The following is a 24,224-nucleotide window of genomic DNA, read 5'->3' as shown; positions in this document are numbered from 1 at the left end:
TGGAGATTTGAGCTTACTGTTCGAGCGCGAAGGTCACGTTGACCGTAACATTATAGGTGTTTTCACCGCCCTGGACCGGCACGGAAGCGTCGCTCGCCTCCTTCATCATCGCCGCGCGATAGGCCGGCTGCGGCAGGGGCCGAACGTTGTTTTCGCTGATCTCGATGATGCGGCCGAGCTTCACGCCGGCAGCCTCCGTCAGCGTCTTTGCCTTCTTGATCGCCGCCGCAACGGCATCTTTGCGAGCCGCCTCGATCACTGCCTCCGGCTTGTCGTTGGTGAACTGGATGTCACCGCCCTGGTTGATGCCGAGCGTCACGGCCTGGTCGATGATGCCGCCCAGCTCGCCAAGATCGCGCACGCGCACCGTCAGCCCGTTCGAAACCTGGTAGCCGATCAGCTCCGGCGGTTTCGGCTGGCCATCGGTGTTCTGCGGATAGTTATACTGCGGCTGCACCGAAAAGCCCGATGTCTGCAGATCCTTGTCGGCAATCCCGCCCTTCTTCAGCGCTGCCAGGACGCTCGCCATCGCCTTGTTGTTCTCGTCAAGCGCTTCGCGCGCCGTCTTCGCCTGTTTGACGACGGCAAGGTTGAGCACAGCCATATCCGGCGCCACCGCCGACTGGCCCTCGCCCGAGACCATGATCACCGGCTCGCGCGGCTTCGATTCGTCCGCCGCCGAAGCCGAAGCCCCCGCAAGCGCGGCCGGCATGCCGATCAGCACGCCGAAAGCCAAGTTCCTGATAGTCCGCAGCGCCATTTTTTCACTCCTTGGTTGTCGCCATTTCACCTCACTCTTTGCCGATTGATTGTGAAGCTATTGCGGCAGCGTCTTGTCGCTGCATCCGAATTACGTTAGAGCGAAATCGCACCGGGGAACCATTGCCCCGCTGCCCGCGAGGCAAAGCCACGTGAGGGCCTGTAGCTCAATGGTTAGAGCCGGCGGCTCATAACCGCTTGGTTGGGGGTTCGAGTCCCTCCGGGCCCACCATTTCCGTCTTCGAACGTTGTTTTTGCGTCGTTTTTTCCTCGATGTGTCTCACCGGCTCGATGAAAGTGGGACATTTTTGCGCGCCACATAGGTTTTGCGGCGCTCGAAACCGGCATCGATGATCCCCTTGGATTAAGCGGCTTTCGTGTAGTGCTGCGCCATCTTGGAATCAGACCAGCCAAAGATCGCCATCAACTGATGTTCGGTCGCGCCGGCCCCGGCGAGGATGGTCGCGGACGCCTTTCTGAGACCGAGTGGTTTTTCCCGATCGGGAAATTTACAGAAGCAAAAGAGATTGCCATCAATAATTTTCCCGGTCGGGAAAATATAGCCTCGAATTTGGCGGCTCACTGACCGATAAAAACTCGCGCCTGCAAGAGCGACCTTGGAACTTGGCCGAGCTTCAAATGAGCGGTGAATGCAGCTTTATTCTCATTTACCAACCTCACACATTTCAGATGCTTGGCCAACAAATCCGGCCGTCCTTTCGCGTTCGTTTTGCCACGAAATTTTGATAGCTGCTTTGCTATCTGGCCTGGCGTCTTCGCAAACTGAAGATCTTTGCATTCCAAAAGCATGACACGGCCATCCGCGCTGAAAGATGCGCCTTCATTTATCGAGGCGGAATTTCCGGTTGGGCGACTTTCAGCAGAAGCTTACAAAGAGCGGAAAGCAATCATCGGTCAAACGTAAACGGCGCTGGGGTTCCTACTGGAAAGGCCGAAAGCCGCTTACGGTGTCGCTTTTGGCGCAGCCACGAACGATTTTGGCCTGACGATCCCCTTACTTTATTTTGGGTTCCAATTCTGCCACCGCTCTTGATTCCGTCGGTGTCAATGTCTAATTTGACTATATATGGTCACATTCAGGAAGCCGCAATGTCAACAATCAGCGTAGCAGAGGCAAAGGCCGGTTTCGCCGCTCTGGTGGATGAAGCAGCGAACGGCGATTTCGTCACCATTACACGGCACGGCAAGCCCGCTGCGGTGCTTGTCAGCGTCGAGGCGGCGGAAGCTGCCAAAAAGGCTTTGAAGAAGCCACGGCCGAATTTCGGGGATTTCCTGATGTCGTATCCCGGCCCCGCCGATCTGGAACGAAACCCCTCGAAAATGAGGGAAATCGACTTTGAATAATGGCCTGCTGTTGGACACTAACATCATCAGCAAATTCTCGCCTGATAAAAAAGAAAAGCCATCCGACGCGGTGAAAGCGTGGTTCCATGAGCAAGGCGAAGCGGACGCGCTTTATCTGTCGGCAATAACCATTGCCGAAGTCGAGAAAGGCATGCGCAGCCTTCACAGGCGGGGAGTGATCGAAAGGGCCAAGCGTCTGAATGCATGGCTGGATTTCATCTTGGAATCGTTCGGAGATCGTATCTTGAACGTGGACCCCATCGTTGCCCGGATAGCCGGAGCGATGGAGGATATGGCGACAGCTAAAGGCCGTCATCCCGGCCTCGGTGATGTCATCATAGCCGCAACGGCTAAAGCTTACGGCCTAACCGTAATAGCGGAGAACCTAAAACACTTCGTGCCACTCGGTGTGGCGGTCGATCTCCCGGCAGTCTTCAAACCCTGAAAACGATAATGGACGAGCGCTGCCGACAAGTTTGTAAATGGCGCTCACAATGCCAAGGTCTCGAAATCGGCCGAAAAGGGACCCAGGCGGCAATCGGCTAGCCAAGTCCCCGGAGGAAAGGTCCCGAATGCTTTGGTTTGCCCGTGACGAAGGCAAACGTTTGCTGTTCTTTGCAAGACTCCACGTCCATTCGTCAAGCTTTAGAACGGTTTTTTGACAGTGCTACGGACAGTAAGGCTAAAAAGCTTCTCGACGTACTGGAGTCGGTAAGCGCTCCCGATCCGTATCTCAAAGGCATCTCGGAATCTCGCGAGTGATGTCAACGCTTCCGCAGGTACTCCATTACGTCGATTGGCATTCGAATATTGGTGCCGCTTTTGCGTGAGCGTCCGGTGAGTGGATTTTTTGAACGAGCCGGTTAGGCGATGTGACACCCACGCGGCTTGCCGGGCCGAATCCCAATCCAGCCGTCGCTCAGGTGTTGCCGCCCTAACATGGCAGCATCAAATAGCCGCAGCCCGGTAAACATGAAAATTGCCAGCGCCAGGCGCGCAGTAGTCCCCGGCTGGTGACAAGCCTCGTATTGCTCTGTCTCCTCAAGCGTCTATGTGTGAAACCCGTCGCCGGACTTAAGCCGCTTGGTGCCGTTACAGGGATGCGCCTTTGCCTCGCCAACCTCAATTGCCCCATCGAAAAGAGCGCTGATTGCCTTCACTATTTTGTTGGCCGCGCCGGGGGCATCTATGCGGGTGACGCAGATCGCAGCCACATGCTTGCGCTCAAGATGCTCAAAGGGCTTGTCGCCGTGCTTGATGCAGATTGCATCTGGCACTGGATGCATAGCGGCGAGATCATTGCCCATACTCTGACCGACCAAGACACAGGCGATGCTTTTCAGGCGGACCACTGCTCGGCCAGATCGGGGTCCCGACCGGACAGATCACTGCCGACGACGCCTATGGCGGAAAGCCAACCTACGATGCCGTCATCAACCACAGCGCTGCTGCCCATCCGGCGAGGGGTCCCGCACCTGTGGGACACGGACCGCCGTGAACGTCGTCGGATTGGAGATGAAGAAGGTCCTTCAGAAATTGAACCGCACGCCGACGACATTTGCACTGGAGCCGCCGTGCATGTCGCCGAGCGTCCCCCAGGCTCCGGACCGGTGGTGTATCCGCCAGAAGAAATCGACGTCGGGCATGGCGTTGAAGGAAAGGTTCAACTCGGGGCCGAGATAGAACAGCGTTCTGGCGTCCCCGTTACCCTCCAGTTCGTTCTTGCGCTCCCGTCCCTCCTGGGTATGCGTGACATGGCTGATGCCAAACGTAAAGGCTGGTGAAATACGGACGGTATCACCAATCTCGAAACCGTCGTAGCGACCGACGACGCCGCCCCAGAATTCCGCATTCGGATGCCCGCCGTATCTCCCGGCGAGCCCCGCTTCCAGTCCGAACCTGAAGGAGCCCATCCTAGCCGGGAAGTACTGGTAGCCGAGGCCGAAGATCGGGAGGTCTTCGTATGTGACGCCGAAAGGATTGGATGCCTGGAGGATGTCGGCGTCGACCATCGTGCCGCCGAAGGCGAATACCGACTGATTGACGTCGCGGCTCTGCGCCTGCGCGTCGGTTGTTCCCAAGAACGGCATCGTGGCAGCGCCGAGCAGCAGAGCAAGCGGGATGGCGTTCGAAGGCTTCATATCGGATCGTTTCCTGGACTTCATTTTTTCTCTCTAGGGCGCGCATTCACCGAGAGCTCTGGAACGGCGCCTGACTGGGCGGAAGACACCTTCCGCTAGCCCTGCATGCGGCCCCGCAGTATCGTCAACAGAGTCCTTCGGGGATCGCGGAATTTTACCATCGACGTGCTCACGGCATTTTGCCATTCCCAATCTAGAAAATGTTCCATTTTGCAACGCGTTGCAAATCCCGTTTGAATGGCTGGAAGAACGACGTTTCAGAACTGCTTCTCATCGGGGTCTGTTGGCCAGGCAACCGACGATGAAAGCCCGGCCACGAAGTCGATTGACTGCCGGTGCGGCATGCTCTGCCGCCTGGCTTCAACAGACATGCCGGCGACCGTCGGCGGAGAGGACCCGGTCGCTTTTGCCGCCCTTGAAGCGGGCCTGCTGCTGGAGGATGTTTTGCCCGGTGTCTGGTCGCCTCGTTCTTCAGCGTCAGGTGCATGCGCTCATGCCGGCCGTTTTCTTGGGGACGGCCCGGCCTGATGCGCTCCAGCGTGATCCCGAGCCTCAGCCACCACACCGACAGCTTCGACAGACTGTAGAGCCCGTTTGGGCTGGCGAACGGCAAGCTGTTGTCGCTGCGGATCGCCGTCGGCAGGCCGCATTCGGTAAACAGCCGCCGGAACGCGTCGAAGACAGCCCGTTCTCGCGTCGACTCAAAGGCTTCGCAGGCGAGAAGACAACGCGACGCCTGGTCGGTGACCGCCAGCGGGTACGCGCGTGTCACGGATCGCCGGAGCCGGAGCCTTAAAAGTCGAAAATCTCTCCGAGAAAGCCGCCTTTTTTCTTCTTATAGGGCTGCGACGCGTGCGTGCTCCCGTGCGTCCCGTATCGCTCCTGTTCCCTCTGCGGCTCGCGGTACAGCGCGGGCTCACCACTAGAGCGTTCGATGATTTTGTCTAGCTCGCCGCGGTCCAACCAAACGCCTCGGCACTTCGGGCAGTAGTCGATCTCGATTCCCTGGCGATCACTCATCACCAAGTCGGACTGATCAATCGGACATTTCATCGCTAATTCCTTTAGATGTCAGGGGTTGAATATGGGGCTCCAACCGCCACACACAAGAGCACTACCTAAGCTTGGCGATCTCAAGTTTGTGGATGAGCATTTTTTCTTGAGAGGCGCGCGTTTTGTCTTGCGACTCCCTAGCCAAGAATAGCACTTGGTTGCATTTATCAATACATTCTCGTAAAGAGTTTAGATGCGCAACAACCGATGAGCCGCTACGATGGATGAGATTCCCACCGAAGGCTTTGATGCGGCAGTGACCCTGACAGACCATCTCGACCACCTGCCCGACAAGAAGCGCCGCGAGCTTGCCCGGGTTCTGCAGATCGTGTTTTTCGAGGTCGAGCAGTTCCGCGCCACCAAGCTGTCCGGCAGGAAGGCAGCCGGTAAGGTACTCAAGGTGGTGCTCTACGGCTCGCATGCCCGCGGCGACTGGGTCGAAGATCGTGCGAGCGGCTACCGCTCCGACTATGATCTTCTCATCGTCGTCAACACCAAGAGCTTTGCCGAAGAGCATGAGCTGTGGGAGGCGCTGGAAGAGCGGCTGTTGCAGGAGCAGATCAGCCACCGGATCGAAACACCGGTGATCCCGATCGTGCACTGCCTCTCGGACGTCAACGACCAGCTTTCGCGCGGTCGGCCCTTCTTCACCGACATCGCCAAGGATGGCATCGTGCTCTACGAGGAGCCCGGCCATCCCCTCGCCCAGCCGAAGGCGCTGACAGCGGAGGAGGCAAAGGCCGAGGCACAGCGGTATTTCGATAAATGGTTTCTCGATGCGTCTTACTGTGTCAGGCAGGCTGAAAATGCTGTTGCCGATCAGATGTCAAACCACGGCGCCTTCGATCTGCATCAGGCCACAGAGCGCTTTTACCACTGCGTCTTGCTGACCTTGACGCTCTACAGCCCGAAGTCTCACCGCATCAAGGTGCTGCGCTCGCAAGCCGAAAGCGCCGATGCCCGACTGGTTTCCGCCTGGCCGCGCGACACGCGTTTTGCCCGCCGTTGCTTTGAGCTTTTGTCTCGCGCGTACGTCGAGGCGAGGTACTCGTCGAAATACACGATCAGCAGTGAAGAGCTGCAATGGCTTGTCACGCACGTGAAGGACTTGCAGGCGCTCGTTGAGGAGATCTGCAAGGAGCGCCTGAACGGGTGAAACTGCCGTATAGTTCGATACAACCGACTCCCGCGCGCAATCATACTCACTCCGCTAGCTGCGCAGCACTCGCCGCTCCGATCTGCAAAAGCGGCACCCTTGGTGCAACGTCACGCGGCCTCTGCCACCGTCGCGGCGCCTGCTGCGATCTAACGCTGACGGCGTGCTTCTCGATGCCCCTGGCGAGTTTCGACGGGCGGTCGAACATACGGCGCCAGAGGCCACGGATGGCGGCGATCGGATAGGCGCGGGCGGGCATCGCCAGCGGCATCTCGCTGAACAGGCGCTGGATCATCTTGCGGCGGATCTCTTCGGCGGTCTGCCGGATCTCCCAGTCATATCGGCGGTCGCGGACGGCGACGATTGAGATGGATAGGCCGAGGCGCACCCTGTCCGCGCCCGTCACCCTGCCTGCAACGTCGAAGTCAGCAAAAGGAGAAAAGATCAGGATGTCGCCCGGGCGAACCTGCCCTGCCGCCCGCCCGTCATGCAACGTGATCTCTGCCTTGCTGATTGAAATCGTGTCGACAGTGCAAGGGGTGGAATTGCCGTCGCGTGCAAGATTTGCCTGCCGGGCAAGCGGAAACTGGATGCTGTCCAGCGGTTCGCGCGGAAGTTCGATGCAGACGAGCAGGGAAACGAAGGCATAGACCATGACGACCATGCCCCAGGCGACGCTGAAGCCGTCGAGGTCGTTGTAGGTGCCCATCAGGGGGCCATTCAGCATGCCCACGAAGGTCAGGATGATGACCAGGAGGAACGTGCCGGCGATCGGGTAGAGGATATCGACGCGCGCCCGGTCCTCCCCTTTAGCCGTAACCTTGAACGGCCGCCCGAACGGATGGATGAGGGCGTGAAGCAGGGCGATGGTGATGGGGATCGCCGACACCATCTGCGACACTTCGGTAAAGAGCGGCATGCTGCGCCGACCGGAAACCCAGGCATGAAAGGCCCACATGCCGCCGACCATCGGCAGCGCATAGAGAAAGAAGGCTTCCGGCTCCATCTGGATCGCCGGCAGGCCAAGGAAATAATAGAGGATCGGCGCCGCCATCAAAAGCAGGATGAACGGGCGGCAGAACCAGAACAGTAGTCCGTGGAAATAATGCAGCCGCTGCAAGAAGGTATAGCCACGGCCGAAGAACGGGCCGTCCCGGAGCAGCGCGACCTGAATGGTCCCGAGGCACCAGCGGCAGCGCTGGGTAATATAGCCGGAAAGGCTTTCGGCCGAGAGGCCGACGCTGAGGCGTTCGTTCAGCCAGCGAGTCTTCAAGCCTTTCTGCAGCAGCCGATAGGTGAGATGGATATCTTCCGTCACCGTTTCCTGCGGCATGCCGCCGATCATGCCGAGCGCATCGCGGCGCACGATGCAGGAGGTGCCGACGCAAAAGGCAGCTCCCCATCCGTCCTTCGAGGGCTGCATGACATCGAAGAAAATGCGCTGATCATCGACCCATGCCTTCGATGCCAGGAGGTTATGTTGGACGGGGTCGGCATTGTAGTAGAACTGCGGCGTCTGGATGAGCCCGATTTCCGGATCGGCGAACTGACCGACGGTGCGCTTCAGGATGGCGCGCTGCGGCGCGAAATCGGCGTCGAGAATGAGGATATAGGGCGCGTTCGTCTCCTTGGCCGATTGCCGGATGGCATTGTTGAGATTGCCGCCCTTGGCGCCGACATTGTCGCTACGCCGCAGATATCGCACGCCGACCTCGGCGCAATAATCCTCCAGCCAGTCGCGGCGTCCGTCGTCCAGCACCCACACGGTGAAATTCTGGTAATCGATCGCCTTCGCGGCAAGGATCGTGCGCTCCAGAATGGAGAGCTCTTCGTTATAGGTACAGATGAAGACATCGACGGCTGGCGGCGATGGGGAGCCGGCGATGAAGAGCTCGCTCGCATCCGCAGCTGCACTGTGGTCGGTCCGCCGGAAGAAGAAGACGATCGAAAGCACCGTATAGAAGATGACGACGATCTCGAAGCAGAGATAGGCCCGCGGCCACAGCGCATAGGCGCTCCATTCGAAGTCCGGCAGCGTTTTGGTGACGCGGAAATAGAGATAATTCAACAACATGACGATGAGGATCGCGCCGAATATGACGCGGTCTTTACCCCGGCGGCTATCGAGCAGCCAGGCGCAGCCCATGATGAGCGCAAGCGCCAGAAGCGAGAAGAGAATGGCGTCCGATAGAGTCACTACTTCGGGGGACATGGGCTATCCTTGCTGATCAACGCCTGGCCCGCGCGGCCGAAGAAAGGGTTGAGATCGAGCGCGGCAAGCACGGCCCAGGCGGTCGCCCCGACATGCGGAAGACGGTAATATTTGAAATCGCCGGGCGAGGAGTTGGGGCCAACCTGAAGGCCGGTGGAAAGCTGCTCGTTGACCGTTGCATAGATAAGGCTGCCGGGCGTGACCTGAGCGGCGATGGTCTTGAACAAAGGCTCGGCTTTTTCCGGATGTCCAGCAAGACGCAGGACGAGTGCCGCCTGCGCGGTACCTTCGAGCCAGATCCCGTCCCGGTCGCTGTTGAAGTCGAAGCCGCCGTCGACGCCATGGTTCAACTCAGTCCATTCCATGACTTGCCCGGCCTTTGTCTTGAAATCCGGCACGGCAATCAGCGGCCACAGTTCGGCATCGAGCCCCGCCATTTCGACGTTCGGCGCGTTGCTGCCGGGCACGCTGCCGATGTAGAAGCGCCCCTCGTCGTCGTTCCACATGGCATGAAGGAACTTGAGCGCAGTGTCGCCGCGATGGGTCCAGTCGCCACCGGCGTCCAGGCGCGCAAGCCAGCTATCCGCGGCGTAGACGTCCAGATTATGTTCCGTCGATTTCCAGGTCAGGCGCTCAGGCGCCGGCTCGTGGCCGAAGAAGCCGCCGAAATAGCCCGGGTTTTGCGGATCTACCGTGCTGCGGTGGATCCAGTCCATGATCTTGCGCGCGGTATCGAGATAGGCAGGCTGCTCCGTCTCCTCGTAGGCCATCAGCAGCGCCAGCGCGCCCCATGCCGTGCTGCCCGTCGCACTGCCGACCTGGTAGCCGTCCTCGATCCAGGAATTGCTGGCAGCGCTCCAATAGCCGGGCAGCAGCATTCCCTCCTTGCCCGGCATGACCGGGCCGGACCGGTAGGCATTCCTCAGCCGCCCGTCATGATAGTGGCGGTCCGTCTCCACAGCGAGCACCAGAGCATCGGCGATGCGGCGGGCTTCGGCTTTCCGCTTGCAGCCGTAAAGCGCCATCAGTGCGAGCGCGTTGTCATAGGTGAAGCCGGTGTTTTCCAGAGCTGGATGCAGCGCCGAACCACCGTTTGCCGGTTCGAAACTGCGCAGGACGAAGGGCTGTCCCGGATCGCCGCCCATCTGGGCAGCCAGACCGTCGCAAAGCGTGCAGGCAAGCTCCTGATGTTCGCTATCGGCGAGCACAGGGAATGCCGGCAGGACGATCACCGTCGCTGCGAGCAGCAGCAAGCGTCCCTTGTTCATGGTCGATCTCAGATGCTTCATTGTTGACCCTCGTCAATGCAGCGGCGAAACCGGCGTTACGGATTGGCGGGTTCGGCGGCGGCGGAGCGCGGCGCCGTAGCCTTGTCGAAAAGCGTGGACGCGGAAAGCATGGCGCTCTGCGACGCCAGCCTGTTCATCGCCAGCGTCGAATAGCGGGTGATCCGTGAGACGATCGTCTCGCCCAATGAGACGATCACATCCTCGCCGACGTGGCACCCGAAGAATTTGTCGTTGTTCTGCTGCGCCGGACCGCCGCCCACGCCGGCAGGCTCGTCGATTTTGACGAGCACGTAGACCTCGTGGCCTTCGGCTTCCGGAAATTTCGCATAGTAGCGATTTTCGGGGCCTGAATTGAAGTACCGCACGATCTTGTAGATATGGGCGTCGCGCTTGACGCCGAGGCTGCGGAAATTGACCATCGCCGGCATGCCGATTTCCAGCGATGTCACGTCGCGGCTGCGATAGACGGCGGCGGCAAAGGCCTCGTTGCAATCCAGCGATTTTGCCACCGGCTGACCCTGCATCACGAAATCGCCGAAGGATGCGTCGACGCTGACGATCTGGCCATGGCGTTCGGCGACGACCTCGGCCGCACCAGTCTTGCCGAGCCGCCCCTCCTCCCGCGCAATCAGGTTTTCGACCTGCTGCTTGCGTTCCGTCATCTGGTTGATCTCGATATTGTCTTCGGCGATCTCGCCGGCAAGCTTCGTGCGCTGCATTTCAAGCGTCAGCAGATTGGCGGCAACGGTACCGCCCGTGTAGATGTCGCGTTCGACGAGCGACAGGACAATCTCGTCGCGGCGCAGTTCGCCGCGTGCGGAGTCGAGTTCGTACTGCGCAGCGTTGCGCTTCTGGCGTTGTGGTTCGATGCTCGCCTCGGAGATCAGTTTCTTCTTGAGAAGCACCAGCTGCCTCTGCAGCAGAGCGTTCTGTTCATTGAGCCGCGCCTCGTAGGTCTGCACGTTGTAACGGGCATTTTCGATGACCGCCGAAAGCTCGCTGATCACGCCGTTCTTGACATCCGCGATCTGGCTCTTGACCTTCTGGAGCTGCCCGGTGCGTTCCTGAACGACGCTTCTCGTATTGTTCAGCTTTTCGGTGAGATCGAGCTTCTCGAGCCGCAAGCCCGTCAGCGACGTCTGGTCCTGGTTGGGATTGGACACGGTCGCCATCACGTCGCCGAGCTTGACGACCTGGCCGACCTGCAGCGAAATCCTGTCCACCCTGCCGTAGATCGGCGAGGCGATCATTTGCACCGGCGCATTGATGACGGCGCGCGTGGAGACAATGAAAAACTGATTGGGGATCATCGCCATGGCGATAACGAAAATCAGCATAAAGGCAAACACATAACCAAGCGCCCTTGATACTGAAAGTATCTTATGATCACGCGGATCAAGCACTATAGTTTCGTCCTTCATTTTCGTCATTCCTGACTTTTTACACTGCAGGTCGAAGTGAAGGGCGTTTCCATGTATATTTTTTATTTATTATGTTTTATATCCATGAAATCCTAGTATGCAAATGAATTTTTTTCTGCAATGCCGTTGCTTAGTTTCAGTATCAGTACGATCAACATCGGTGAGACTACTATGGACATATATTGTCTTAAGTAATTCACACAATTATTGCGCGCAATTTTGGATGGAATCGAATTTCATCCATCCAACCATTGTTTTAATTTGTCTTTGATTTTGCGGTGATTTTTGTGACGCACCTGAAGAGACAGCCGACACGGCGCCTCATCCCTCATCTGTCGAAGCGGGCCGTACACAATCAGAAAAAGAGAAGCCCGCCATCGAAGAAAATTGGCGGGCTTTTTATTACTTTACTGCTGCGCCGGAGGCGTTGCCGGCGGGGTTGCAGGTGCCGGTTCCGTAGCCGGCGGTGTTGCCGGTGCCGGAGTTGCCGGGGCCGGGGTTGCCGGGGCCGGCTCTGTGGCTGGCGGCGTTGCCGGCGCAGTGGACGTTGCCGGCGGCGGCGTTGTCGTTTCGCCGGCTGGGGGTGCGCCCGCGCGCGGCCAGTAAATTGCGGCCAAGGCTATGATTACAACAACAGCCGCGATGCCTATCCACATCGCCCATGGTGAGCGGCGGTCGCTGCCCGGAGTGCCGCGGGCATCTTGGCCAGGCCTATTAAAATCATTGGTCATAGTAGTCCTCCTGTACACTCTAAAACTACCAAGTGCATAAAAGGTTCCATGCGGCGTTATGATGCGATGCTCGACTAGTGCAAGCCACCACAGTTCGGACGCTATACTTCTTCAGGCTTCCGGACAGTAGCGCCTGCTGCGCATCGCATCAGAAGCGATTATACCATCTTTTCGCCCTTCCCATCGCAAAAAGGAGGAACTCTATATTCGAAAGGTGATTTGCACCGGTACCGATGCCGTGGCAGCATTCACCTCCAGCGTTGCGGCCTGGCCGATAGCGCGACTGTCACCGAACAAGCATGAAACCGCGCCCGTGGGAGGGAACCATGTCCGATCAACTGCCGATGTTCATCCTGCAATCGATCGTCATCTTCGGTCTCGTCGGCGCGCTCTTCATTCGCGCCTGATCCCGTCTACCGGACCTCCGCCCTTGCTCTCGGCCGCGTATCGTTGCGTTCCCAGGAGAAGATGGCGCGTGGCAAAGGCGCCCGCCCGCGTATGATGTCGGCTCCCTTCTCGCCGACCATGATCGTCGGACCATTGGTGTTGCACGAGGGAACACGCGGCATGACGGAGCTGTCGCACACCCGCAGTCCCTCCAAACCCCTCACCTTCAGATCGAGCCCCACCACGGCCATCCCATCCGTGCCCATCTTGCAGGTGCCGACCGGATGGTGGTCCGTCTTGGCATTGGCGCAGCCATAGTCGAAAAGCTGCTCGTCGGTGACTGCGCCGGCTCCGGGGAGCTTCTCCTCCAGCACATAGGGCTTCAACGCCGCCTGCTGCATGATCTCCCGGGCGATCTTCAACCCCTCGATCGACATCTTCCGGTCATGCGGATCACTCCAGTAATTCGGGTCGATCAACGGCGCAGCCGCCGGGTCGGCGGATGAGAGGCGCACTGTACCGCGCGAGCGGGGATGCAGATAAGCGGAATTCAGAGTCACCCCTGCATTCTTCAGCCGGGCAACGCCCGCCTCGATGCCGGAGCCGAGGCCGAGATGGAACTGGACATCCGGCGAGCGCGCGTTCGGATCCGCATACCAGAAACCACCGGTCTCGAAGAGCGACGAGGCCACCGGACCCGAACGGAAGAGCAGATACTGCAGCCCCGCCCAAAGCGTGCGGTGCAGCTTGGCGACGCCGTCGTAGGTGTGGTCGCCGGTGCATTCGGCAATGACGAAGAGATCGAGATGATCCTGCAAATTGCCGCCGACCCCGGGCAGGTCATGCTTCACATCGACGCCAACAGCTTTCAGATGATCCGCAGGCCCGATGCCCGATTGCAGCAGCAGCTTCGGCGAGCCGATCGCACCAGACGAAACAAGGACTTCACGCTCGGCACGGATGATCTCGATGCCGTTCCGCCCGACAACTTCGACGCCGACCGCTCTCGTTCCTTCGATCACGATCCTGGCAACGCGGGCATTCATCCGGATGGTGAGGTTCGTTCGGTCCCTGATCGGGGACAAATAGCCGAGCGAGGCCGAAGAACGGCGGCGGTTTCGCTGCGTCAGCTGATAAAAGCCGACGCCCGCCTGCTGCCGGCCGTTGAAATCCTGGTTGTAGGGAATGCCAAGTTCCTGCCCCGCACGGATATAGGCATCGCAGATCGGTAGCGTTGAAACCGGCATCGACACCCCGAGCGGCCCGCCATAGGAATGGTAGTCGTCGGCAAAACGCTCATTGTCCTCGCAGCGTTTGAAATAGGGCAGAACTGAGCGGTAGTCCCAGCCCTCGCAACCGTCCTCGCTCGCCCAGAGATCGTAGTCTGCGGCATTGCCACGGGTATAGAGCTGCGCGTTGATCGAGGAGCCGCCACCGATGACTTTAGCCTGGGTATAGCGCAGCACCCTGCCCTTCATGTGTTTTTGCGGCACCGTCTCCCAGCCCCAGCTGGCGACGCCCTTCGTCATCTTGGCAAAGCCGGCCGGCATATGGAACAGGGGGCTCCAGTCACTGCCGCCTGCTTCGAGCAGCAGCACTTTGACATCGGGATCCTCCGTCAGCCGGTTGGCGAGCACGCAGCCCGCCGGGCCTCCGCCGGTGATGATGTAGTCGTATGCCATCGCAACTCCCCCGCTCAAAGGCGGCCGATCGAAAGCCCGCCGCCGGCATCGATCACCGAGCCCGTGGCAAAGCCGAAACTTCCCGAAGCCAGCGCTGCGACGATCGCGCCGATGTCCTCAGTCTCTCCCCAACGCTTCATTGGAACGAGCCCGCCCGCAATCAACGCATCATATTTTTCAGAAACCTTCTCGGTCATCGCCGTGCGGATGATGCCAGGCCGCACCTCGAAGACGCCGATACCGCTCTCGGCAAGCCGCACCGCCAGCCCCTTGGTGAAGGCTGAAAGTCCGGCCTTGCTGATGCAGTAATCAAGACGCTCCGGCGATGTCAGCTCCGAGGATGCCGAGGTGATGTTGATGATCGAACGGGTCGCCTGCCTGGCGCCGCTCGTGAGCATCACCTTGACGACCGCCTGCGTGAAGAACACCGTTCCCCGTAGATTGACGTCGAGCACGGTGTCAAAATTCTCCGGCTTCAGCTCGAGGAAGTCGCCGCGCACCACTGAGCCGATGCCGGCATTGTTCACCAGGCAGTCGATCGCCCCGAATGTCTGCAGGACTTCATCAACCGTTGCAGCATGCCCGACAACATCCGCCAGATCGGCCTGCAGATAGACGGCCTTGGCGCCGAGCGAGCGCAATGCCCCGACCACCGGATCGTTCGGCTGGTCATCTTCTATTCCGGTGATCGCGACGTCATGCCCCGTCTTCGCCAGTGCCTCGGCGATCGCCAATCCGATGCCACATCTCCCGCCGGTGACAAGCGCAACCGGCCGCCTTCTCTGCGCCATCACGCTAGATCCTTTTGCATGATATGTTCTCCGACACGCAGCGCCTGTGCTGCCACCGTCAGTGCCGGATTGACGGCGGCGGACGTCGGCAGGTAGCTCGCATCGACGACGAAGAGGTTCGGATGGTCGTAGGCACGGCACCAGATGTCGAGCGGCGCTGCCGCCGGATCGTTGCCGATCTTGATCGTGCCGCATTGATGCGACGGCGTCCGCTTGTCGAAAGGCCGGGAGAGAACCAGCGGAAAGCCTGCCGCCCGAAGCGCCTGCTTCAGCTTCTTCACCAGCATCAGATGCACCGGCCAGTTCGTCCGCACCCACTGCAGGAGGATACGGTCGCCGTCGACCATAATGCGGCTTTCGGGATGCGGAATGTCCTCGCTCATCGCGTAGAAATCGATCGCGTGCGCCGACAGTTGGTTCAGCATCCATTCCGGCACCGACGGCATATTGGCCTTCAGGATGGTGCCAGACACGCGGCCGAGTAGTTGTACGTTGCCGAGCGGCGGCCCGCCCTCGCCGTCCGAGAGGTAGTAGTCGTTGAAGCCGAAGGTCTTCTGATAGATGGACGTATTTCGAAAGCCTGGCGAGACGGCGATAACCGCGCTCGAATTGTGGTTCATGAAATTGCGGCCGACCTGATCCGAGCTGTTGGCGAGCCCTTTCGGATGCCTGTCATCTGCCGAGCGCAACAGCAGGACGGCAGATTGCACCGCGCCTGCCGAAAGGATCACGAGCTTCGGAGAGACCGTCTCCTCGGCACCATCCTTCCGGTAATGAACCGTCTCGATGTGCTTGCCGTCCGCCGCCGTTTGAAGCCGCGTCACCTGCGATCCGGTCTGCAGCCGAACGTTCGGATGCTGCAGCGCCAGCGCGAGGCCGATCGTCTCGGCATCCATCTTTCCGTCGAAACTGTTCGGATGTGCGTCCCAGGGCGTCTTCGCCTTGGCAAGCCAGCGCTCGATATCGATGCCGAGCGGCAGCGAATAGGGATGCAAGCCGTTCCGCTTCATCCGCTCGCGCACAAGCGCGATCGGCGGCTCGTCAGGCACCGGCGGAAAGGCATAATTTTGCGAATGCACCGGTTCCGTAGGATCCTCGCCGACTTGCCCGCGCACTTGGTAGAGGTGCTCCGCCCGACTGTACCAAGGCTCCAGCTCTTCATAGGCAAACGGCCATGCAGGCGAGATACCCTCGAGATGCCGCATCTCGGAAAAGTCCTCGCGCCGGTAGCGCACCATGACCGCCCCGAAGAATTTCGAATTGCCTCCGACATTATAGTAGTTGCCGGGATTGAACGGCTTGCCGTCCATCTCGTACCAGGATTCCTTCGGCCGGAAGTGGCCGCGCTGGAAGATCGCGCGCTGGTCGCGGTTTTCCGGCCGGTCCTCGATATGCCCGCCTGCCTCAAGGATAAGAACGTCAGCGCCCGAAGGCGCAAGCGCGGCGGCGACGGTCGCCCCGCCGATTCCCGAGCCGATAATGACGATGTCCGGCTGCTTCACCAAGCGATCCTCCCAGAACGCAATGCCTGCGGCTCAGCGCGGCATCCACCAGCCCGTCCGGGCGCCGATATGCATGTTGAGCGTCTTGGTCTCCGTATAGTCCTCTACCGCATGCCGCCCGAGTTCGCGGCCAAGGCCGGATTGGCGATAGCCGCCAAACGGCAGTTCCGCCGCGCCATCCATGAAGGTATTCATCCAGATCGTGCCCGCCTTCACCTTGCGGCCGATCGTCAAGCAGGTGTCGAAGTCGCGGCTCCAGACGCCGGCCGAAAGGCCATAGTCGACGGCATTGGCGATGCGGATCGCCTCTTCCACGGTCTCGAAGGTCAATATGGAAAGCACTGGCCCGAACACCTCTTCGCGGGCAACAGCCATATCCGGCTTGACGCCGGCAAGGATCGTCGGCGCCATGTACTGGCCGAAGCCGAAATCGATATGGCTGCCGCCAAGCGCAATATTTGCGCCGCTGTCGGCCGCCGCAGAAACATAACCCTGCACCTTTTCAAGGTGCTGCGGCGTGATGATCGCGCCAACCTGCGTCGACGGGTCCAGCGGATCACCGACCTTCACCTTCTGCGACAGAGCCGCCACGCGCGAAGTTACTTCTTCCGCAATGTCGCGATGCAGGATCAGGCGCGAACCGGCATTGCAGCATTCGCCCGCATTGAAATAGGCGCCGAACACGGCGGCATCGATGAAGGCGTCGAGATCGGCATCCGGGAACACGATCTGCGGATTCTTGCCGCCAAGCTCCAGCGAAACCTTCTTCAGCGTCTTTGCGGCATTTTCCATCGTCAGCCGGCCGACGCCGGTGGAACCGGTAAAGGAGACCATATCGACATCCGCATGCCCGGTCATCGTTCCACCGACGGCTGCCCCCGTGCCGACGATGATGTTGACGACACCATCTGGAACGCCAGCCTCCATCAGGATTTCGCCGAGTACGAGCGTCGAGCCGGAGGTGAGCTCAGACGGCTTGACGACCGCTGTGCAGCCCGCCGCAAGCGCAAAGGGCAGTTTCTGGCTGACAATGAGGAACGGGAAGTTCCAGGGCGTGATGATCGAGACGACACCGACGGCCTCCCGCAACACGACGCCGAGCGTGCCGTCGCCGAGCGTATTGTAGCTCTCGCCGTGCAGATCGCGGGCAAGCGCTGCCGCATAGCGCCAGATGTCAGCGGCACCGGCGATCTCGCCTTTCACCTGCGTGATCGGCTTGCCGGCTTCGATCGCATCGAGATAGGCAAGCTCACCGGCACGCGCGGCGATCATATCCGCCGCCTTGAGCAGAATGCCGGAGCGTTCGGAGGCCGTCATGCGCGGCCACGCACCGTGATCGAAGGCCTTTCGGGCGGCGGCGATCGCCTTCACCGCATCATCCCTGGTCGCCGCCTTGTAGCGGCTGACGGCGACGCCATGGCTCGGCGCCACGCGCTCGATCGTGCCTGCCTCAACGCCCTCCACCCACTTGCCGTCGATCAGCATGCTGAACTCGCGCACCTTCGCGTCCGCCAGCTTCTGCGGCTTCACCAGCACCGTCATCACCATTCTCCCTTGAATTGAGCTGGGCGCTTTTCGGCAAATGCCGCAACGCCCTCTTTGAGATCGCCGGTCTTGGCAGCCAGGATCGACCCAAGTGCCTCGACCGCCACGCCATTGTCCTCACCATTCGCCGATGCGATCAGAAGCTTCGAGATCTCAAGTGCGGCCGGACTACGCTGAGCAATCCGCGCCGCATGCTCCTTCGCCGCGGCAAGCGAAGTGCCGGTCTCGACGACGGCATCGACAATACCGTTCGCTCGCGCCTCCTCCGCCGAAAACATCTCGCCGCCGAGCACCATTCGGCGAACGATCTGCGCGCCGAAGCGCTTGACCAGCCGCTGCGTGCCGGACCAGCCGGGTATCATGCCGAGACCCGTTTCCGGCAGGCCGATCCTGATCTGCGTTTCGGCGATGCGGATATCGGCAGCGCCGGCCAATTCCAAACCACCGCCGAGCGCATGACCGTTCAGCGCCGCAATCACCGGCATGCGCAGCGTCGCTAGCCGCTCGAAAACGCGGTGCCCGAAGCGCACCCAGGCATGACCGAATTCATTGGCCTCCATGCCGCCCCAGGCCTTGATGTCGCCGCCCGCAGAAAAGGCCTTGCCCTCGCCCGTCAGGATAGCGACGCGGACGGTGGCATTCGCCTCCACCTCGTCGCAGGCCGCGGCCAACGCCTTCAGCATGTCGATATCGAAGGTATTGAGCTTTTCCGGCCGCGAGACGGTCATGACCGCGATCTGACCTTCGATTGAAACCTTTACCTCACCCATGGGACGTCCCTTCCAGAACCCGCTGCGGCTTCTGCGAGAGCTTGAGACCGATCGGCGCCTCGCCGAACAAAGCGGCATCCATCACCTTCAGATTGTCGGAAACGATCAGCGGAAACTCCGACTGATCGAGAATGTGCGCCTGCAGGTCGACGCCGGGCGCGATCTCCGTCAGCACAACGCCCTCAGGCCTCAGCTTCAGCACGCACCGCTCGGTGACATAGGTGACATCCTGCCCCTGGGTCACGCCGCGCGGACCGGAGAAGGTCACATGCTCCACCGTTTTGACGAGCTTCTTCAACTTGCCTTCCTTCTCGATCACCAGCCTGCCGTTCTCGACGCCGAGCTTTGCACCAGCATTGAACATGCCCGAGAAGACGATCTTCTTCGCCCGCGCTGTAATATCGACGAAGCCGCCGGCGCCCGCCGTCACATGCGGACGGAAGGAGAGCTTGGAGACGTTGACCGATCCGTCGCGGCCGATCTCAAGGAAGGATAGCAGCGAGGCGTCGAAGCCGCCGCCCTGGAAATAGGTGAACTGATAGGGCGACGGCATGAAGGCATCGGCATTCGAGGCACAGCCGAAGGCAAAGTCGAGCAGCGGAACGCCGCCGACGGCACCCTGCTCGATCACCCATGTCACCGCCCCGTGAAGTCCTTCTTCCAAGAGAATGCGCGGCACGTTGGCCGAAATCCCAAAGCCGAGATTGACGGCACTGCCGCCCTGCAGATCTTGCGCCACTCGGCGTGCAATCGCCTTCTGGATATTGAATTCCGGCAGGCGGAACGTATCGAGCGGCCGGAAGATTTCGCCGGAGATCGCCGGATCGTAGAGCGTCTGCGTCGTCTGCTTCTGGTCGGGATCGACCACGATGTAATCGACAAGCACGCCGGGAACACGCACGTCGTGCGGCTTCAGAGAGCCCTCCTTGGTGATCCGTTTCACCTGCGCGATGACGATGCCGCCGTTGTTGCGAGCGGCGAGCGCCTGGTCGAGGCCGCCGAGATAGGCGCCTTCGTGTTCATAGGTGAGATTACCACGCTCATCCGCCGTCGTCGCCCGGATGATCGCCACCTGCGGTGCGATCGCCTTGAAGAACAGCCAATCCTCGCTCTCGAAGCTGATCTTCTTGACGATTGGCTCAGCGGCGGCCTTCGGATTCATGGCGCAGCCTTCGCGCGCCGGATCGACGAAGGTTTCGAGTCCCACCTTGGTCATCACCCCCGGCCGCTTGGCGGCTGCCTCGCGGTGCATGTCGAAGAGGATGCCCGAAGGCACGTTATAGGCGGCGATCTCGTCGTTGCCGATCATCTGCCAAATCAGCGGCGGCTCCGCGCTGGACGGGCCGGAGGGATAGGAGCCGCCGATGATCTTCTTCAGCAGGCCCTTCTTCGCGATGTAATCCACGCCCTTGATGCCGCTCATGTCGCCCGCCGCAATCGGGTGCAGCGTCGTCAGATCACGCGGATGGCCGGTCGCTTCGAAACGCGCGCCGATCGCCTTCAGCATCAGGTCCGGGCAGCCGAGGCCGCTGGACGACGAGACCGAGACGATTGCGCCGTCGGGGATCAGTGCTGCGGCTTCGGCGGGTGTTACGTGCTTGTCCATGTCAAAGCCCCGGCTCGATCTTGACTGCCTTGCCGGTTCTTGCGGACTCGACGATGGCAAGGCCCGTCGCAAGCGACCAGACGCCGTCTTCGCCCGTCGCCGCCGGCTTGCCCTTCCCGGCAACCGCATCGTGGAAGGCCCTAAGAGCCACCTCGTAGAGATTGGTGTTTTCGCATTCGAGTTCGGTTTCGCCGTCCGCATTCCGTAACGTCACGCGGCCGACCGCACGCTGGGTCATCACGTTATGGGCGACGAGCGATCCCTCGCTGCCATGCACCTCGAAACCGGTCTCGGCGTATTTCGTGGTGAAACCGTCATGGAACTGCGCGATGACGCCGGACTTGAAGCGCAGCACGCCCATGACGGCATCCTCCAGCCCGACCTTGCCCATGCCGCCGCTCTGGCCGAAGGCGATCGCCTCCACCGGATCGTCGCCGAGCACGAAGCGCAGCGTATCGGCATCGTGCACGCTGATATCTAGAATGACGCCGCCACCCGCCTCCGGCCGGTCGAGCCGCCAGCCCTGCAGATGCGGCGGCAGATAGACCGCATGAAAAACGCGGGCGCCGAGCGGCTTGCCGATCCTGCCCGCTGCAATCGCATCGCGCATGGCGCGGTGGGTGGAAGCATTGCGCAGGTGGTGGTTCGTCGCCATCACCACGCCCGCCTCCCTTGCCGCCTTCACCATGGCGTTCGCATCCGCCAGGCTGATCGCCAGCGGCTTCTCGCAAAGTACATGCTTGCCCGCCCGGATCGCCGCCAGCGCCTGGTCGCGATGCAGCTCGTTGGTGGTCGAGATGTAGACCGCCTCGACATCCGGGTCATTGACGAGGCCGGCGACGCTGGTCACCGATTTCTCGATGCCGTACTCGGCCGCGTAAGTCTTGCCGCGCGCCGCATCCGTGCTCATTACGGAGACGGCCTCACCGCCGGCTGCGCGGATCGCATCGATCATCCATTCCCTGGCGATCGTGCTGGCACCGATCAAACCCCACTTCGTCATCGCACTCCTCCTTGAATGCCTGTGCCGCAGCTTTGACGGACGACGAGGCGCACGCTGCTGACCAGCGCTTCCGGCTCCGACGCCGCCGAATTGATCTGCTTCAGCAGCAACTGCGCCGCCCGGCGCCCCATGCCTTGCGGATCGACGGAAACGGTCGTCAGCGCTGGCACCGCCGTCTTTGCCTCGATAACATCGTCGAAACCGATCACCGCGAAATCGGCGCCCGGCTCCATCCTGCGGCTTCGAAGCCCGTCGCAAACGCCGAAGGCGACCGCATCGTTGAAACAGACCGCAGCCGTCGGCGGGTCGGCAAGCCGCATCGCCCGCTCGATCGCCTCGACGCCGCCCGCCCGCGAGGGCGCCGCCCCGATGAGCAGATCCACGTCGAAATCCAGTCCTGCCTCGATCAGCGCGTCGCGATACCCCGTAAAGCGCTCGGTGAAGACAGCGGTATCCGGAAAGCCGCCAAGAAAGGCGATGCTGCGATGGCCGAGCTTTGCAAGGTGCGCGACGGAGGCGGCCGCTCCCGCGTGATTATCCGATGTCAGCGACGAAACCCGCGCGCCGGGCACATTGCGCACAGCCATCACAACGGGAATCCCGGCATTGGAAAGCGGCCAGAAATCCGCAGCCTCAGTGCCTCGCGCCGGCGAAATGATGAGCCCGGAAATCCCATGTTCGCGCATCGATGCAATGACCTCGCGCTGCCGGTCGATATTCTCGCCGGTATTGGCGAGAAACTGCACGTAACCTGCCGATTGCATGACACTGTCGATGCCGACGGCGAGTTCGGCGAAGAAACTGTTCGTCAGGTCGTTGACGACCATGCCGACGATCTTCGACTTGGCATTTGCCTGCCTTAGATTGGCAGCGCCGCGATTATAGACATAACCAAGTTCGCGGATCGCGGCATTCACTTTCGCCCGCGTCGTCTCGTTGACGAGCGAGCTTCCCTGCAGCACGAGCGATACGGTCGACTTCGAAACGCCGGCGGCGTTCGCAATGTCGATGACTGTCGCCCGCTCCCTGCTCATGATTGCTCCTCCAAGAATACGCAGAGTTAATTGGAACGTTCCAAATTTGTCAAGAAATGAATTACTTTGCAGTCATATGTTTCTCATAACGATTTGGAACGTTCTAAACTGAGGTGATAAGTCCGTGTGAAAAAATATATCCTCGAACACAAAAGCGTACCGGAATTGACAAAAGTGCACTTTGCAGCCGTACTCGACGGTACTAGTGAAATGAGCGTCGCTTCTTCTTTTCCCCGAAGCGGCCTAGAACTCAGCCTCGCCCGTCGCGAGGCTTTTTTCATTTTTTGCAGCCAGAATCCCGGCAACAAAAAACCGCCCTTGCCATGATCCGAGGAGAATTGGCAAAGGCGGTTCTTGTGCCGCCGCGTCAGGAAAGGACCGGCGGCTGCTACTTAGCGGCGGATCAGCGGGCAGCCGCGGACATTCGCAAAGGTCATGCGGTCCCAACCGCGGCGGTCACGGCCGGCAACGACGACGCGGCGCGGCGTGACATTGACGACGCGCACGTCGCGCAGGCCGGACCAGCGAGCCGCGCGGACAGCGATGACCGGCGAGCAGCCGCGGTAGACCGGCGGCGGACGATGGTACTGGGCGTCGACGATAAAGCCGCGCTCAGCCCCTGCCGCAGCAGCGGTGGAGACGGTGGCGGGGATCGAAGCAATGGCAAGCAATGCGGCAAACGACGCTTTGGCAATGAAATTGGTCATTGGAGACTTCCCTCGTGTCAATGGACGCTCGAACTCCCTTTCAGGGATGATTCGACCATAGAGGGCCAAAGCTGAACGATGTTCGAATTGCGCATTCAGGCTCTGTTCACGCGCTGAGATGCAGCACGATCTCGCGGTGATGGGGACGGTCTCGATGCTCGAAGAGAAAGAGACCCTGCCAGGTGCCGAGCACCATCCTGCCGTTCGTAACGGGAATGCCGAACGAAACCTGTGTCAACGCCGCCTTGATATGGGCGGGCATGTCGTCCGGGCCCTCAGTCGTATGGACGATCCAGCGCATCGACGGGTCCGATGAAGCCGGCACGAGCCGGCGGAAGAAGGCACTCAGGTCCGTCTGCACATCGGGGTCCGCATTTTCCTGGATCAGCAGCGAACACGAGGTGTGGCGCACGAAGACCGTGAGCAGGCCTTCATCCACGCCGCCTGCGCCGACGAAAGCTGCCGCCTGGTCCGTGAACTCATAAAGACCCTGGCCGCGGGTCGGGATGCTGATCGTCGTCTGGGGCACCAAACTCCTCTTTCAAAGTTCGATGAGGGTTTCAAAACCACCGTAGATCAACCGCTTGCCATCAAAAACCGTTTTCCATTCATCGCCCTGCAGGCGTGGATCGGACATGACCTTGGCGACTATATCGTCGCGTTCCTTCCTCGATCCATAGGCGATCCAGGAAAACACGACCACTTCATCCTCCTTCGCCATCACCGCACGCGGAAACGAGGTGAGTTCTCCATAGGGCACGTCGTCGGCAAGGCACTCGACATATTTGTGTGCACCATGCTCCTTCCAGATCGAGCCGGCTAAATTCGACAATTTCTTGTAAGCCTCGATATTGGCTTTCGGAACAGCCACCAGGAATCCGTCGATGTAAGGCATTGTCGTTCTCCTATCTTCTGTTGACGATCATAAGACGAATAGCGGACGCAAAGGCCGACAGTCTCGATGAGAAAATATGCGTGATCCGACTATGTTCCAGTCCTGCAGCGTCCCGGCCTTGGCGAGATCAGGGAAAAGACCCGTCCCCGTCTGAATGATCCGCTTGCCGACCGTA

General features: G+C 60.3%; 25 protein-coding genes, 1 tRNA gene and 2 pseudogenes. 7 read left to right on the top strand and 21 right to left on the bottom strand.

Going from position 1 to position 24,224, the window contains the following annotated elements; genetic code table 11:
- Positions 1–13 precede the first annotated feature (13 nt).
- Positions 14–712: an SIMPL domain-containing protein gene (locus tag N2599_RS04975; protein WP_375714134.1), complete on the bottom strand. Its 699-nt coding sequence runs from the start codon at positions 710–712 to the stop codon at positions 14–16.
- A 203-nt stretch (positions 713–915) separates the two neighbouring features.
- Here N2599_RS04975 and N2599_RS04970 point away from each other — a divergent pair.
- Positions 916–991 (top strand) — tRNA-Ile (locus N2599_RS04970).
- Positions 992–1,123: 132 nt separating this feature from the next.
- Here the strand turns inward: N2599_RS04970 and N2599_RS04965 are convergent.
- Complete coding sequence (locus tag N2599_RS04965) at positions 1,124–1,342, bottom strand: site-specific integrase (RefSeq protein ID WP_027508668.1); 219 nt, start codon at positions 1,340–1,342, stop codon at positions 1,124–1,126.
- Positions 1,339–1,569 carry an anti-phage protein Upx-like protein gene (locus N2599_RS38190; protein ID WP_027508667.1) on the bottom strand — a complete coding sequence of 77 codons (231 nt, stop codon included), beginning with the start codon at positions 1,567–1,569 and terminating at the stop codon, positions 1,339–1,341. The genes N2599_RS04965 and N2599_RS38190 overlap by 4 nt, the downstream gene beginning before the upstream one ends.
- Positions 1,570–1,869: 300 nt before the next feature.
- Between N2599_RS38190 and N2599_RS04960 the strand changes: the two genes are divergently transcribed.
- Both N2599_RS04960 and N2599_RS04955 read left to right on the top strand, forming a co-directional pair.
- Positions 1,870–2,124 carry a type II toxin-antitoxin system Phd/YefM family antitoxin gene (locus N2599_RS04960; protein WP_027508666.1) on the top strand — a complete coding sequence of 85 codons (255 nt, stop codon included), beginning with the start codon at positions 1,870–1,872 and terminating at the stop codon, positions 2,122–2,124.
- Positions 2,117–2,569: a type II toxin-antitoxin system VapC family toxin gene (locus N2599_RS04955; RefSeq protein WP_027508665.1), complete on the top strand. Its 453-nt coding sequence runs from the start codon at positions 2,117–2,119 to the stop codon at positions 2,567–2,569. The genes N2599_RS04960 and N2599_RS04955 overlap by 8 nt, the downstream gene beginning before the upstream one ends.
- Positions 2,570–3,173: 604 nt before the next feature.
- Here N2599_RS04955 and N2599_RS04950 read toward each other — a convergent pair.
- Positions 3,174–3,401, bottom strand: coding sequence for a hypothetical protein (locus tag N2599_RS04950; protein ID WP_375714116.1), 228 nt, complete (start codon positions 3,399–3,401; stop codon positions 3,174–3,176).
- On the opposite strand from N2599_RS04950, the pseudogene N2599_RS04945 reads away from it, so the two are divergent.
- Positions 3,386–3,577: pseudogene (locus tag N2599_RS04945) on the top strand (transposase); the annotation flags it as partial. The gene N2599_RS04950 and the pseudogene N2599_RS04945 sit on opposite strands and share 16 nt — an antisense overlap.
- Before the next feature lie 76 nt (positions 3,578–3,653).
- Here the strand turns inward: N2599_RS04945 and N2599_RS04940 are convergent.
- The 3 genes and pseudogenes from N2599_RS04940 to N2599_RS04930 form a co-directional block, all read right to left on the bottom strand.
- Positions 3,654–4,265: a hypothetical protein gene (locus N2599_RS04940; protein ID WP_027508663.1), complete on the bottom strand. Its 612-nt coding sequence runs from the start codon at positions 4,263–4,265 to the stop codon at positions 3,654–3,656.
- Positions 4,266–4,682: 417 nt separating this feature from the next.
- Positions 4,683–5,025 (bottom strand): annotated as a pseudogene (locus N2599_RS04935) (integrase core domain-containing protein); the annotation flags it as partial.
- 32 nt (positions 5,026–5,057) lie between these two features.
- Positions 5,058–5,318, bottom strand: coding sequence for a TFIIB-type zinc ribbon-containing protein (locus N2599_RS04930; RefSeq protein WP_027508662.1), 261 nt, complete (start codon positions 5,316–5,318; stop codon positions 5,058–5,060).
- A gap of 220 nt (positions 5,319–5,538) precedes the next feature.
- Here N2599_RS04930 and N2599_RS04925 point away from each other — a divergent pair, with 220 nt between their 5' ends.
- A complete protein-coding gene (locus N2599_RS04925) occupies positions 5,539–6,474 on the top strand; it encodes a HEPN domain-containing protein (protein WP_260307902.1) in 936 nt (311 codons plus the stop codon).
- Between the two features lie 46 nt (positions 6,475–6,520).
- On the opposite strand, the gene N2599_RS04920 is transcribed toward N2599_RS04925, so the two are convergent.
- From N2599_RS04920 to N2599_RS04910, 3 genes are read right to left on the bottom strand one after another with little or no spacing between them, the layout of a single operon-like run.
- Positions 6,521–8,686, bottom strand: a complete 2,166-nt coding sequence (locus tag N2599_RS04920; RefSeq protein ID WP_027508660.1) for a glycosyltransferase family 2 protein — start codon at positions 8,684–8,686, stop codon at positions 6,521–6,523.
- Positions 8,671–9,975, bottom strand: coding sequence for a hypothetical protein (locus N2599_RS04915; protein WP_027508659.1), 1,305 nt, complete (start codon positions 9,973–9,975; stop codon positions 8,671–8,673). The genes N2599_RS04920 and N2599_RS04915 overlap by 16 nt, the downstream gene beginning before the upstream one ends.
- Positions 9,976–10,010: 35 nt before the next feature.
- Positions 10,011–11,396, bottom strand: a complete 1,386-nt coding sequence (locus N2599_RS04910; protein ID WP_027508658.1) for an HlyD family secretion protein — start codon at positions 11,394–11,396, stop codon at positions 10,011–10,013.
- Between the two features lie 387 nt (positions 11,397–11,783).
- On the opposite strand from N2599_RS04910, the gene N2599_RS04905 reads away from it, so the two are divergent.
- Positions 11,784–12,002 (top strand): hypothetical protein, encoded by a 219-nt coding sequence (locus N2599_RS04905; RefSeq protein ID WP_027508657.1) that lies wholly within the window; start codon positions 11,784–11,786, stop codon positions 12,000–12,002.
- Positions 12,003–12,540: 538 nt separating this feature from the next.
- Here the strand turns inward: N2599_RS04905 and N2599_RS04900 are convergent.
- From N2599_RS04900 to N2599_RS04865, 8 genes are read right to left on the bottom strand one after another with little or no spacing between them, the layout of a single operon-like run.
- Complete coding sequence (locus tag N2599_RS04900) at positions 12,541–14,196, bottom strand: GMC family oxidoreductase (protein WP_027508656.1); 1,656 nt, start codon at positions 14,194–14,196, stop codon at positions 12,541–12,543.
- A 14-nt stretch (positions 14,197–14,210) separates the two neighbouring features.
- Positions 14,211–14,987 (bottom strand): 3-ketoacyl-ACP reductase, encoded by a 777-nt coding sequence (locus tag N2599_RS04895; RefSeq protein ID WP_027508655.1) that lies wholly within the window; start codon positions 14,985–14,987, stop codon positions 14,211–14,213.
- Entirely contained in the window at positions 14,987–16,492 is a 1,506-nt protein-coding gene (locus N2599_RS04890; protein WP_027508654.1) for a GMC oxidoreductase, read from the bottom strand. Before N2599_RS04890 ends, N2599_RS04895 begins: the two co-directional genes overlap by 1 nt.
- A 30-nt stretch (positions 16,493–16,522) precedes the next feature.
- Positions 16,523–18,031: an aldehyde dehydrogenase family protein gene (locus N2599_RS04885; RefSeq protein WP_027508653.1), complete on the bottom strand. Its 1,509-nt coding sequence runs from the start codon at positions 18,029–18,031 to the stop codon at positions 16,523–16,525.
- Complete coding sequence (locus tag N2599_RS04880) at positions 18,031–18,804, bottom strand: enoyl-CoA hydratase/isomerase family protein (RefSeq protein ID WP_027508652.1); 774 nt, start codon at positions 18,802–18,804, stop codon at positions 18,031–18,033. The genes N2599_RS04885 and N2599_RS04880 overlap by 1 nt, the downstream gene beginning before the upstream one ends.
- Positions 18,797–20,410 (bottom strand): acyl CoA:acetate/3-ketoacid CoA transferase, encoded by a 1,614-nt coding sequence (locus N2599_RS04875; protein WP_027508651.1) that lies wholly within the window; start codon positions 20,408–20,410, stop codon positions 18,797–18,799. The genes N2599_RS04880 and N2599_RS04875 overlap by 8 nt, the downstream gene beginning before the upstream one ends.
- Position 20,411: 1 nt before the next feature.
- Entirely contained in the window at positions 20,412–21,413 is a 1,002-nt protein-coding gene (locus N2599_RS04870) for a Gfo/Idh/MocA family protein (RefSeq protein WP_027508650.1), read from the bottom strand.
- Positions 21,410–22,447 carry a LacI family DNA-binding transcriptional regulator gene (locus N2599_RS04865; protein WP_027508649.1) on the bottom strand — a complete coding sequence of 346 codons (1,038 nt, stop codon included), beginning with the start codon at positions 22,445–22,447 and terminating at the stop codon, positions 21,410–21,412. Before N2599_RS04865 ends, N2599_RS04870 begins: the two co-directional genes overlap by 4 nt.
- 126 nt (positions 22,448–22,573) lie before the next feature.
- Between N2599_RS04865 and N2599_RS04860 the strand changes: the two genes are divergently transcribed.
- Entirely contained in the window at positions 22,574–22,774 is a 201-nt protein-coding gene (locus N2599_RS04860) for a hypothetical protein (protein ID WP_156915222.1), read from the top strand.
- A gap of 65 nt (positions 22,775–22,839) precedes the next feature.
- Here N2599_RS04860 and N2599_RS04855 read toward each other — a convergent pair whose 3' ends face one another.
- From N2599_RS04855 to N2599_RS04845, 3 genes are all read right to left on the bottom strand, one after another.
- Complete coding sequence (locus N2599_RS04855; RefSeq protein WP_027508648.1) at positions 22,840–23,154, bottom strand: hypothetical protein; 315 nt, start codon at positions 23,152–23,154, stop codon at positions 22,840–22,842.
- Positions 23,155–23,260: 106 nt separating this feature from the next.
- Positions 23,261–23,683 (bottom strand): secondary thiamine-phosphate synthase enzyme YjbQ, encoded by a 423-nt coding sequence (locus N2599_RS04850; protein ID WP_027508647.1) that lies wholly within the window; start codon positions 23,681–23,683, stop codon positions 23,261–23,263.
- Between the two features lie 12 nt (positions 23,684–23,695).
- Positions 23,696–24,049 carry a DUF1428 domain-containing protein gene (locus tag N2599_RS04845; RefSeq protein ID WP_027508646.1) on the bottom strand — a complete coding sequence of 118 codons (354 nt, stop codon included), beginning with the start codon at positions 24,047–24,049 and terminating at the stop codon, positions 23,696–23,698.
- Positions 24,050–24,224 lie beyond the last annotated feature (175 nt).

This window comes from Rhizobium sullae, from assembly GCF_025200715.1.
Classification (GTDB): Bacteria; Pseudomonadota; Alphaproteobacteria; order Rhizobiales; family Rhizobiaceae; genus Rhizobium; species Rhizobium sullae.
Note: the sequence above shows the minus strand (reverse complement) of the source record. Positions and strands in the feature narration are given on the sequence as shown.